Origin of the sequence: Ensifer sp. PDNC004, assembly GCF_016919405.1 — a bacterium.
Classification (GTDB): domain Bacteria; phylum Pseudomonadota; class Alphaproteobacteria; order Rhizobiales; family Rhizobiaceae; genus Ensifer.
The window spans coordinates 20283-31991 of the sequence record NZ_CP070354.1; the positions used below are offsets into that span (position 1 = coordinate 20283).

Annotated in this window: 10 protein-coding genes; 7 read left to right on the forward strand and 3 right to left on the reverse strand. The window is 59.6% G+C overall.

The genetic code is table 11. From position 1 onward, the window contains the following. Nucleotides 1–17: 17 nt before the first annotated feature. Together JVX98_RS28435 and JVX98_RS28440 are read right to left on the reverse strand one after the other, a co-directional pair. On the reverse strand, nucleotides 18–1613 hold the full coding sequence (locus JVX98_RS28435) for an ABC transporter substrate-binding protein (protein WP_205239819.1): 1596 nt from the start codon (nucleotides 1611–1613) through the stop codon (nucleotides 18–20). Between the two features lie 436 nt (nucleotides 1614–2049). After that, on the reverse strand, nucleotides 2050–2910 hold the full coding sequence (locus JVX98_RS28440) for a LysR substrate-binding domain-containing protein (protein WP_205239820.1): 861 nt from the start codon (nucleotides 2908–2910) through the stop codon (nucleotides 2050–2052). Nucleotides 2911–3065: 155 nt separating this feature from the next. Here JVX98_RS28440 and psrA point away from each other — a divergent pair, with 155 nt between their 5' ends. The 6 genes from psrA to JVX98_RS28470 all read left to right on the forward strand — a co-directional run bounded on the left by psrA (nucleotide 3066) and on the right by JVX98_RS28470 (nucleotide 9326). Beyond that, entirely contained in the window at nucleotides 3066–4172 is a 1107-nt protein-coding gene (gene psrA, locus JVX98_RS28445) for an iron-containing alcohol dehydrogenase PsrA (protein ID WP_205239821.1), read from the forward strand. Between the two features lie 10 nt (nucleotides 4173–4182). Further along, nucleotides 4183–5433, forward strand: coding sequence for a phosphonoacetate hydrolase (gene phnA, locus JVX98_RS28450; RefSeq protein WP_205239822.1), 1251 nt, complete (start codon nucleotides 4183–4185; stop codon nucleotides 5431–5433). Nucleotides 5434–5436: 3 nt separating this feature from the next. Further along, on the forward strand, nucleotides 5437–6885 hold the full coding sequence (gene phnY / locus JVX98_RS28455) for a phosphonoacetaldehyde dehydrogenase (protein ID WP_205239823.1): 1449 nt from the start codon (nucleotides 5437–5439) through the stop codon (nucleotides 6883–6885). 129 nt (nucleotides 6886–7014) lie between these two features. Continuing rightward, nucleotides 7015–8316 (forward strand): MFS transporter, encoded by a 1302-nt coding sequence (locus JVX98_RS28460; RefSeq protein WP_205239824.1) that lies wholly within the window; start codon nucleotides 7015–7017, stop codon nucleotides 8314–8316. A gap of 109 nt (nucleotides 8317–8425) precedes the next feature. After that, complete coding sequence (locus JVX98_RS32745; RefSeq protein WP_205239825.1) at nucleotides 8426–8707, forward strand: ChaN family lipoprotein; 282 nt, start codon at nucleotides 8426–8428, stop codon at nucleotides 8705–8707. Nucleotides 8708–9065: 358 nt separating this feature from the next. Further along, nucleotides 9066–9326 carry a hypothetical protein gene (locus JVX98_RS28470; RefSeq protein WP_205239826.1) on the forward strand — a complete coding sequence of 87 codons (261 nt, stop codon included), beginning with the start codon at nucleotides 9066–9068 and terminating at the stop codon, nucleotides 9324–9326. On the opposite strand, the gene JVX98_RS28475 is transcribed toward JVX98_RS28470, so the two are convergent. Continuing rightward, nucleotides 9323–9664: a hypothetical protein gene (locus JVX98_RS28475; RefSeq protein ID WP_192448967.1), complete on the reverse strand. Its 342-nt coding sequence runs from the start codon at nucleotides 9662–9664 to the stop codon at nucleotides 9323–9325. The two genes, JVX98_RS28470 and JVX98_RS28475, sit on opposite strands and share 4 nt — an antisense overlap. 345 nt (nucleotides 9665–10009) lie before the next feature. On the opposite strand from JVX98_RS28475, the gene JVX98_RS28480 reads away from it, so the two are divergent. Further along, nucleotides 10010–11203 (forward strand): MFS transporter, encoded by a 1194-nt coding sequence (locus JVX98_RS28480; protein ID WP_205239827.1) that lies wholly within the window; start codon nucleotides 10010–10012, stop codon nucleotides 11201–11203. Nucleotides 11204–11709: the final 506 nt, after the last annotated feature.

Sequence of the window (11709 nt, forward strand, 5' to 3'; positions counted from 1 at the left end):
CCGCGGCCCGGAGACAGCTAGCTTTCGATCCAGACGTCGTCGAAGCGGCTGCCCCAGTTCTGAGAGTGCGACTTCAGGTTCTTCACCGAGGGAGCGTGCGCCAACATATTGCGGCGACCACCAAGGACAATCGCCGGTGTGTCCGACTGGGCGATGGCCTGGAGCTGTTGGTACATTTCGGTGCGCTTCTCGCCGTCCGGCTCCGCGATCGCCTTGGCATAAAGCGCCTTGTAGCCGTCCCCCTTTTCACCCGACCAGCCGGCAGACTCAGAATCGTTTGTCGCCATGCGACCGAGATTGATGGCCGGATTGCGCGGTCCCACAAGCGAACGTGCCGGCCTTCCAAACGGCGCGTTCACCTGTTGTTGGTAGGCGCTGAAGCCGTCGCAAGGCATCTCGCGGATTTCGACGTTGATGCCGTTCTTCTTGAGGGATTCTGCGACGACGGCCATGACCCGGGGTTCTTCGGGGAACGAAGGGCAGTAGACGATTGCAGGCAGAGTAAGCCCGCCCGAATGACCAGCCTCGGCGAGAAGTTGCTTGGCCCTCTCGGGGTCGTATGGCTTGGGGCGTGGCAGGAATTCCTGATTTAGCCCTGACATGTGCGTGTCGTTGCCGACCCAGGTGCCAGGGTCGTTGTAGACGATCGTATTGATGGCGTTGCGATCGATACTCAGGCTGATTGCCTCACGGATACGCGGATCGTTCCATACCAAATCGAGGTTCTTGGGCAGGCTGATCAGGAACTGGTCGCCGCCTGCTGACTTATGTACAACCCCGTTCGCGCCCTCGTACTGGGCGGCCGTCGTCGGATCGATGTTGAACACCGCATTGAATTGGCCAGAACGGAAGCCGTTGATCGCGGTTTGCGAATTGACGACGTAGCCTTCAAGTTCATCGACAAAGGGCCGCCCCTTGAGCCAGTAATTCTCATTGCGCACAGCGCGGAAGCCCCGCCGATTATCGACCTCGATCAATTTGAACGGACCGGTTCCTATACCGTCGGTAAGGATCGTCTCCTGTGTCGCAGCCGGGACGATCGCGAGGCGATATTCGGCCAAAGCAAACGGAAACTCAGCATAGCCGGCGTTCAAAGTGAAACGGACAGCGTACTTGCCTTGGGGTTCAACCTTCGAGAACCACTTGTTCAAGAAGGAACTGCCTTTCTGGGCGACGTGAGCGTTGATGGAGGCAACGACATCATCCGCCGTCATTTCCTTGCCATTGTGAAACATGACCCCTTCGCGGAGCTTGAAGTCCCACACCGTCAGCGAATTGTCGGTCGGCTGCCAGCTTTCTGCCAGCTCGCCCTGAAGATTGAAGTCGTGGTCCACCCACAGGAGGCAGTTCCAGATAGAGCGCGTCAGAAGGTCGATCCAGAAGTGGGGATGTTTGCCGTTGTCAGAGGTTCCGACCGCCCAGTTTGGATAGGTCTGTCCGTAGACGAGTTTGCCACCGGTTCTCGGAACCGCTCCCTCCGGAAGGTTCGCCCAGGCCGGTTGAGCGCCGACCGATTGTGCGAAGGCTCGCCCGGGCGAACGAGACGCTGCTCCCAATACGAGGCCAGTCAATCCAAGTAGTTGTAAAAACTCACGCTTTGAAATTGCAGACATGCCCAACCTCCCCAGTATCAGCAGCGGCCAATGGTCAAAAGAATTCCCGCGACGGTACCTCTGATGCCGGCGCTGGCACGTTTCCGTTGTCGTATTTGATCTCCCGCCGTGAACTTTACACGTGTTACTGTATTGGCGAAATACATCGTATCTATGCTCCTCATTGATTTTATATATGGGTGAGGCAGCCTACTCAGTTTCTACGACAATGAGATGAATGGGATAGCGTGACCGCAGGCGGCGATCGGAACCGGGCAGATTTTGCGCCTTCAGTACCCGATGTCCGAGCTTAGGCGTCCCCAGAAGGCCCTTAGGAGACCGCATTGCGTGCGGCCGTGAAAGGCGCGGCTTCAATCCGCGCCCGTCGTCTTTGCCGAGGTCTGGCCAAAGGAGTCCGCAGGATTGAAGCCGCGCGTCAACCGCCGCCGTGGCGGCATCACAGCACGGCTTCCAGAAAAGCGTTGATCTTGCGCGACGAGCGTCGTTCCTGGAGGCAGGCCAGCCGATATTCGGTCCTCACGGCGCAATCGGCGATGCGAATGGTTTTCAGGCGGGGATGGGAGACAAACTCGAAATCGGCGACGACGCCAATTCCAAGCCCTCGTTCGACAGCTTTCCACACCCCTTCTCGGCTGCCGATTTCCAGAAACGGGCTCAAAGCTATGCCGGCACTCTCGGCAATTGCCTCCAGAGCTCGGCGCGTCGTTGAACCTTGTTCGCGAAGAATGAGCGGCTGCCCTTCGATCTCTCTGATGCTGATCTCGTCTCGACCATACCAGGGATGGTCGCAGTTCACGAACACGACGACCTCATGCGTACTGAAGGGCACCGTGTGTACTCTGGGGTCGTCAACCAGGTGGGCCAGGATCGCGACATCGGCTTCGAGATTGAGGATCCGCGAGAGCGTGAGATCGGAGTTGCCCAGCAGCATGCTGACCTTGAAGAGGGGGTAACGCGCCACAAAACGTGCGATCATCTCGGTTGCGTGGAACGGACCCACGGCAGCGATCTGCAATTGCCCGGTCGTCAGGTGACCGCTGCTGGATAGAAGGTCTTCCGCTTCTTCGTGCAGCTTCAAGATGCGTGTACTGATTGCGTAAAGGGCACGGCCGGTTTCCGAAAGTTCGACGCGACGGCCCTGCCGAAGAAACAGTTCCACTCCGTAGCGCTCTTCAAGCTCCCTGACCTGTGTCGTCACCGTCGGCTGGCTCACGCGCAGCGCGTTTGCTGCGGCTGTGAAACCGCGATGTTCGGCCACCGCATGAAATGACCGAAGATGGGTAAAAACGATGGCCACGAGCATGCTCCTACAAACTTGAGGCAGGGCACCATGCCGCGCGCACCGCTCGTTGTCCATAGGTTTTACATATGAATAAGCAATAAACTATCAATTGGACAAATGTGACCGACGGCCCGCTTATACCGTCCGAAGACGAAATTCGGAGGAAAGCGATGTCGCAGTCGTGGAAATACGCCAACCCGGTCAACGTCACATTTGGCGTGGGATCCATATCCAGAATCGGCGAGAAGCTTGCAGGCCGAAGCTACTGCCTGCTGACATACAATGACCACCCGGCCTTCGATGCTTTGGTGGACCGCGTGTCCAAGGAAGCCGGCCGACCATCTGTTGTGGTCCGCGACGTAGAGCCCAATCCGAGCTTTCAGGGCCTTCGCGCCGCATGCGCCGCATTCGGTGCGGCTGCGAAGGTTCCGCAGGTGATCGTGGCAATCGGCGGCGGCTCCGTGATCGATACGGCAAAGGTCCTGGCCTCTTCGGGCAAGGATTTTGCACGCGTCCAAGCCTATCTTCAGGGCCGCGCTGGCGCCGACACCCTTCTCAATCTGCCGATAATCGCGGTTCCGACCACGTCCGGTACCGGAAGCGAGGTGACGTGTTGGGCCACGGTGTGGGACACCGACGCGAAGAAGAAATATTCGCTCGCCCACGAAAGCCTATATCCCGAACATGCGATCCTTGATCCGGAACTCACGCTTGGCATCCCACGCGCGCTCACGCTGAGCACGGGTCTCGACGCCTTGTCGCATGCGCTTGAGAGCATCTGGAACGTAAACGCCAACCCGGTCTCGTCAAACCACGCCGTTTTCGCAGCGCGTGAGATCATGGTGGTTCTGCCCCAATTGCTGGAACGTCTCGACAATCTCGATCTCAGGTCACGGATGTCCCGGGCAAGCCTTCTTGCAGGTCTTGCGTTCTCGAACACCAAGACGGCGCTAGCGCACTCGCTTTCATATTACCTCACGCTTCACCACGGTACGGTGCATGGGATCGCGTGTTCCTTCACTCTGCCGGCGATCTTGCGCAGCGTGATCGGGAAAAACGCGGACTGTGATGCGGCGCTCAAGCAGATCTTTGGCGACGACCTCGTCCGTGGCGCAAGCAATCTAGACGCCTTTCTAGCGGGCCTTGGGGTGTCCACCCAGGCGACGGACTATGGCGTGACCCAAGACAACTGGCTGAACGCTATCAACGACGCACTTCTGGGCGAGCGCGGCCGCAACTTCATCGGCAGCCGCGAAGCAATCCTCGCCGCAGCATAAGGGAGCCATCATGAACACCTATGTCAATTTCGGTGCCGAGGTCGTCGCGAACGGTCGCAGCTACAAGCGACCCGACAGGCCTGTGGTGGTGATCTGCATCGACGGGTCGGAACCGGGCTACATCGAACAGGCGATCGAGAAGGGGCTGGCGCCGAACCTCGATCGGGTGATGAAGTCCGGTGCAAACACGAGCGCTCTGTCCGTAATCCCGAGCTTCACCAATCCCAACAACATCTCGATCATTACCGGTCGCCCTCCGGCCGTCCATGGCATCGCCGGCAATTACTTTTACGATCGGGAGAGTGGCGAAGAGGTCATGATGAACGATGCGCGCTTCTTGCGCGCGCCGACCATTCTTGCCGAATTCCAGAAAGCGGGCCTTAAGGTCGCAATGGTAACCGCCAAGGACAAGCTCCGCACGCTGCTCGGCAAGGGGCTCGATTTCACCAAGGGAACCGCCATCGCCTTTTCTTCTGAAAAGGCGGACAAGGCGACCGTTACCGAGAACGGCATCGCAGATGTCCTCGATTTCGTCGGTCTACCCTTGCCGGAGGTCTATTCGGCCGATCTCTCCGAATTCGTCTTTGCCGCAGGCGTCAAGCTGCTCGGGACGTTTAAACCGGACCTGATGTATCTGTCGACGACAGACTATGTGCAGCACAAGGCGGCACCCGGTTCCAAGGTCGCCAACGACTTTTATCAGATGTTCGATCGATATGTTGGCGAACTCGACAGCGCCGGCTGCACACTGGTCATGACCGCCGACCACGGCATGAATGACAAGCACCTGAAGAATGGTGAACCGGATGTCATCTACCTTCAGGAGATACTCGACGCGCGCTATGGCGCCGGTGCCACTCGCGTCATCCTGCCGATTACCGATCCTTACGTTGCCCATCACGGCGCGCTTGGGTCCTTCGCCACAGTTTACGCCGACGTGGGCGATCACGAAGATATCATCGATTTTCTGAATGGGATCGCGGGAATAGACGTCGCCGTTTCGGCGGATGAAGCCTGCGAACGGTTTGAGCTGCCAGCTGACCGGATCGGTGATGTCGTGGTGCTGTCTTCGCGCCACAAGGTGCTCGGAACGGCAAGGGCACGCCACGATCTTTCCGGTCTGACCGAACCGCTGCGTTCGCACGGCGGTCTCACCGAGCAAAGGGTCCCATTGATTGCTAACCGCAAGATCGAGGTTCCTGACGGACGGATTCTCCGCAATTTCGATGTCTTCGACGTCGCGCTCAATCTGGTGCGCTGAACCATGGATACCAACACCACACTCTCTCCTCGTCGCGAGGCTATGCGGATCGCCGGCAAACTGGTCGATACGGATGATCGGATCGAGGTGCTCAACCCCTATGACAATTCGGTCGTCGGAACAGTGCCTGCCGCACGGGCGGAGCACGTTCGCGACGCCTTCGCCAAGGCACAGGCGTTCAAGCCCAAACTGACACGTTACGAGCGCCAGACGATCTTGCAGCGAGCGGCGGAATTGCTGCGCGACCGAAAAGAGGACTTCGCACGTCTCATCACAGCGGAAGCCGGGCTTTGCTGGAAGGACTCGCTTTACGAGGCGAGCCGCGCCTACGACGTCTGGTCCTTCGCCGCGCAGCTTTCAATCAAGGATGACGGGGAGATCTACTCCTGCGACATCTCACCGAACGGCAAGAACCGGAAGATTTATACGACCAGGTTGCCGCTGCTCGGTGTCATCTCCGCGATCACGCCTTTCAACCATCCGCTCAATATGGTGAGCCATAAGATCGCGCCGGCCATCGCGACCAACAACAGGGTGGTGCTGAAGCCGACCGAACTCACGCCGCTGACTGCATTGGCGCTTGCCGATCTGCTCTACGAAGCCGGGCTGCCGCCTGAAATGCTATCGGTCGTCACCGGCAATCCATCGACGATGGGTGATGCGATGATCACCGATCCGGACGCGGACCTCGTGACGTTCACCGGCTCCGTTCGTGTTGGCAAGCATATTGCCTCAACCGCCGGCTATAAGCGCGTGGTGTTGGAATTAGGCGGCAACGACCCGCTAATCGTCATGGAAGACGCCGACCTCGACAAGGCGGCGGAACTGGCTGTGACCGGAGCGACCAAGAACTCCGGTCAGCGCTGTACTGCCGTCAAACGCATTCTTGTGGTCGAAAGCGTCGCCGATGCCTTTTCCAAGTTGGTCGTCGAAAAGGCGAAACGGCTCAAATGCGGCAACCCGATGGATCCGGAAACCGATATTGGAACGGTGATCAACGAGCGCTCGGCGGCCTTGTTCGAAACCCGCGTCAAGGATGCTGAGCGCTTGGGAGCCGAGGTGCTTCATGGGACGCCACGGCAAGGAGCCCTGTTTCCACCTACAGTCGTCGACCGCGTTCCATATGACTGCGAGCTCGTACACGAGGAGACCTTCGGTCCAGTCATTCCGATCATCCGTTGCCCGGATGATATAGCCGACGTCGTCCGCATCTCGAACTCCACCGCCTACGGCCTGTCGTCTGGCGTCTGCACCAACCGTTTCGATTACATCTCGCGCTTTGTCGCCGAGCTCGAGGTCGGCACGGTGAACATCTGGGAAGTACCGGGATATCGGATCGAAATGTCTCCATTCGGCGGCATCAAGGATTCGGGCCTCGGTTACAAGGAAGGCGTTGTAGAGGCGATGAAGAGCTTCACCAACGTGCGCACTTGGTCGATGCCATGGGGCTGACGTAGCGCGGATCGGGGCCGCGCCCGCGATTGGCGCGCGCCGGCTCCGGTTCACCACTCGGCTCATCGGAAAACAGCCGCGGCGAAGGAGAGGAGCCTTCGCCTGCCACTGAAACCAGGGGAGGTTACCATGAGTTCAATCGACACGTCCCGCTACGCCGTCCAATCCGTGGCGGGCAGCGGTTTCCGTCGGGCGCAATGGCGAATGCTGCTTGCGGCCATGTTCTGCTACCTGTTTTTCTATACCGGAAGGCAGACCTTTGGGTTTGCCATCCCCGGCATCCAGGCCGAATTCGGTGTTTCCAAGGAAGCTCTGGGTTGGGTCAGTGCCGCCATGCTCTGGTGCTATGCGATCGGGCAGGCCATCAATGGCAATCTCGGCGACAAGTTCGGCGGGAGGCGCGTCATGAGCGCCGGGGCCATTCTTTCCTGCGCCATGAACTGGGCAACGAGCTTTGCCGGTGGCGTGCTCAGCCTGGGCATTCTGTGGGGCGCAAACGGCTACTTCCAGGCGCTGGGCTGGGCGCCCGGCAGTCGACTTCTGTCCAATTGGTGGGGCAGGCACGAACGGGGCAAGGTGTTCGGCTGCTATGTCTTTGCCGCCGGGCTTGCCTCTGTGCTCTCCTATGTGACCTCGCTGGTGGTCGTTCACTATTTGCAACTCGATTGGCGTTGGATCTTCCGGCTGCCTGTGCTCCTCCTCCTGCTTGGAGGGATTACCTTCTACTTCGTTGCGCGTGAACGGCCTGAAGACCTTGGGTACCGCTCCCCGCACGACGACGCTATCGACGACGATGAGGCGGCCAAGGTCGCCGACGATGAGACTTCACTGGAGCGCTACAAAGGTGTTCTCAAGAACTGGCGCCTATTGGTTGGCGGTCTGGCAATCGGCTTTCAAAACGCAGCACGATACGGCCTCCTCGTCTGGGTGCCGGTGCATTTTCTTGGCTCCAACTGGGCAAAGGCGAGCGCCGAAACCGCCGTCATCGACCCGAAATGGATCAGCGTAGCCTTGCCGGTCGGCATGGCTTTCGGCGCGGCTACCAATGGCTGGGTATCGGATCGGCTATTTAATTCCAAACGGTACATTGCCATCGTGCTCTATATGGCGTTGGCGGCGGTCACGTCGCTGTACATGTACACGATCCCCGCGACGGACGTTTACAAGGGTTTGGTGGTTCTCTTCCTCTGCGGCTTTTTCGTCTACGGTCCTCAGTCCTCGTTCTGGGCACTGTGCCCCGATCTTGTCGGACACAAGCGAGCCGGAACCGCAATCGGGGTCATGAACTTCTTTGCCTACCTGTTCGCTGGTCTCGGTGAGCCTCTGATCGGGGGTTATATGGATACGCACGGTGATACATCTGCTGTCTTTCTGATCGTCGCAATCTCCAGCGCCATCAGTGCAACCGTAGCGCTTTTCATCCGTCGCTAATTAACAGATCCTCCCGGTCGACAACTCACAAGGGCCGACCGCCACTACGGCAATCTCTGCACCTCCCGGGCCAGAGATTGCCGTTCTTTACACTCGGCTGATCGCCGACATGGCGGGCAAGAGCGCGGTCCTCCTAGGCGAAAACCATGATCGTTACGACATCCATCGCTGGCAACTGCATGTGCTTGCCGGCCTCCATGCGCAACGCACCGATGTCGTCGTCGGCTTCGAGATGTTTCCGCGCCGAGTACGGCCGCGGCCACCTCGAATATGGGCACGGCACGCCGTACCAGCTCGCCGATCTCGGCATCCGAGATGTCGCCGTGTTGCTGCCAAACGATACGGAAACCGTTCACCTGGAAGAGGAGCCGATCGCCGACGGCCTGTTTAGGCTTCCGCAGATTGAGCGGTCGGTCGCAGAGCGCAGGTGAGGAGCGTAGTCAGTCTGGGTGTTCGAGGGCCGTAAATTGTCCGGGCTGCATCAGGCGCATTTTTCGTATGGCCGACGCAAGCGCTCGCAATAACGTGCGATTTTTCTGACTATTGTTGGACTAAATGTCTCCGGCCTGTCACAAGCCCTTGAGGACGCGATCGCCGTTATCTTTAGAACGGGGTCGGGCGACCGATTGACGTCACGTTGCTGCCGCGAGATCACGCTGGCCGTCCTGCAATTTACTCCCGCCCGAAATCGGTCACACCGAGGTGGGAGTTTGCGCCCCCACGGCGCCGCAGGAGGTGGACTGCCCATCATGACGGAACAGATCCCCGTCGCCGGATCGCGTTCGAAGTTCACCCTTGGTCAGCTAACCAGTGAAACGCACTCGCAGGAAGGCTTGCCCGTCGTCTATGATCGGCGGACCGTGGGCTATGATCACCCCTTTCGTGGGCCAAGCCAGAATGTGTCGGAGAGCTTCACGCGCGGCGCCAGCCTGCCTTCCACATCGACCGCTTGTCGCCGCGAGCGGACTCGCTCGGCGGGCGTTCAAATCGGTGGCCGTGCTATCGTCTAATGATGCGTGGGCTGCAGACAGTCATGAGCGTCATCAAGCAGCTTCTGCAGGGCTTGCCAGTCCCGCAGATCGCGCGCGTTGATCCGCTCGTCGATCGCAGCGAGCAACCAGCCGATGGAGGCGGCCTCGTTTGCTTCGCTTGCAGCCCGATACCACGCAAGGCAGGTTCGGATACCCGGGCGCGCATCGTCGCCCGTCAGGGCGAGATGGGCTGAAAGCATAAGACCGGATCGATAGGTGTTCCTGATCCTAAGCCGTGTTTGATCGTCACTTTCGGCAATCACCGAAAGGCTTGAGAGGAGCGTTTGCGTCAGCTCGGTGGTTTCGTCGCGCTCCATGTTGCCGCCCATTGGTGTTCCGTTCGCGCAAATCACGCCCGAAACACATCGCAGATGTGGTGAGCGCGAAACTTGCGGCATTCATGGTGCCGAATATTTTCTATCCGGACGATTGCGCATCCCCGCGTGCAGGTCGATGCCCTATAACTTGACGACTGGTCAGTGGCCCGCCTGGGCGTCGACCTGCAGTCATGGCGCCGAAGAGGCTTTCCGCTTTCCCAATGGCGTGTTAGTCGTGCCGTCAAGGGATAACCGAAGCTTTGCCTCGAAACCCGACACGTCTTTCCGTGTCGGGCCGGCTATTCGCCACCCAACATGGGTCGTCATGTTTGGAGGGTGAAACGCATGAATCCCGTCGTCATCTTGCTGGCTTTCGCAACCTTTGTGACGGGGACGGCGGAGAACATCATTGTCGGGATCCTTCCCGACGTAGCGGGTGGCCTCGGCGTGTCGTTGGCGCTTGCGGGTCAACTGACCGCCGTCTTTTCCATAGTCTTCGCGGTCACGGCGCCTCTTGCGCTCGTCCTGACGAAACGGATTGATCGCAGACGCTTGTTCCTTGCAGCGCTCGGCCTCTTCATGCTGAGCACCTTTGCCGCGGCCGCGAGCCCGAATTTCGCGATCATGCTTCTTACTCGTATCGGGATGGCTGCGGCGAGCGCGACCGTGTGCCTGCTGGCAACGATGCTTGCGACGGAACTCGTCGATGAGAGCATGCAAGGGCGGGCGATCGGGATTATGTTCATGGGGATCAGCGGCTCGTTGGTGCTCGGCGTTCCGGCAGGCATCTTGATAGCGGACGTAACCGGTTGGCGAGGCGTCTTTCTTGCGCTCGCCGCGCTTGCTTTCACCGTGTGGCTGGTGAGCTGGCGCTGCATTCCCGCCTCCGGCCCTCGCGGGGTGGCGCTGCCTGGATATCTCAAGCATTTGAGATCGGCCCGTCTCGTCGCCGGGCAGCTGGTCTCCATCTTCATGATTGGCGGGCACTTCGTTCTCTTTGCCTTTCTCGTCGAGGTTGCCGGCATCGCGGACGGGAATGTCGCTCTTGGCTTCGCCGCGTTGGGAATAGCAGGCATAAGCGGTGGATATTTCGGGGGGTGGCTTGCAGACAGGTTGTCACCGCGCGCAGCCCTCCTGTTGACGCCGTCGGCCTATCTCGCGGCGCTTGCAGGGCTCCCGTTGCTCAAAGGCAGCCCCGGGCCGTTGTTCGCCGTCATGATGGTTTGGGCCTGCATCAGCTGGATGATTTCGCCCGTCGTGCAGCGCTTTCTGATTTCGACCGGACCGGAAACAGCCGAAGCCGGCATCAGCCTGAATTTTTCGGCAATGCATGTCGGCGTCGGACTGGGAACGATCGTTGGCGGTTTCCTCGTCCGCTACGACATCGCCGCATTGCCGGTGGGCGCAGCGGTAATCCCGGCACTCGCGCTGATCACGGCCGCCGTGGCATTCAGAGCGGCCGGCGCGGTACACACCCGCAAGTCTTCCGGGACAGGTGACGCGGATCGAACGCTTGCAAAAGCCAACCGCGTTGCCTGATGTCGTTGAGCCGGTCAGGAAGCTCTATTCGTCCATATCAACGGATGTCCATTTGTGGCGCAACTGCAACGGGCGTTGTCCGGATGGTGTAGAGTTCCACCTCTTGCTTGGTCATGCCGTTGGCTTTCGAACCGTTCGATGCGATCGGCTGGGTGCCGCGGGACCTTATCCAGCGCTTGCCGTGGCGGCTGGCGTGCGTGCGGGCATTCTCGGTGAGAAACGGTTCGACTGAGATGCGCTGATCTAATGACGCAGGCTCTCACGCAAAGCCTGCGCATCGCTCAAGTCGTATCCAAGCGCGTGCAGGGGCGTGGCCGCTGCCGCGACGAGCGCGGCGTTGGAGGGGCCGGCAAACCATCGGGTAGGTCCGCGAGCGGCCCTGGGGAGCCTTGGTCGTCGTGCGTATCATGCCCTTTGGGCCGCGGAGTTCGACGTCACAACCGGGTCTTCGTGAACTTTGAGGGGCCGGGGGGCTGCTCCCTCCGCCTCTTCACGCACCTGCCGCC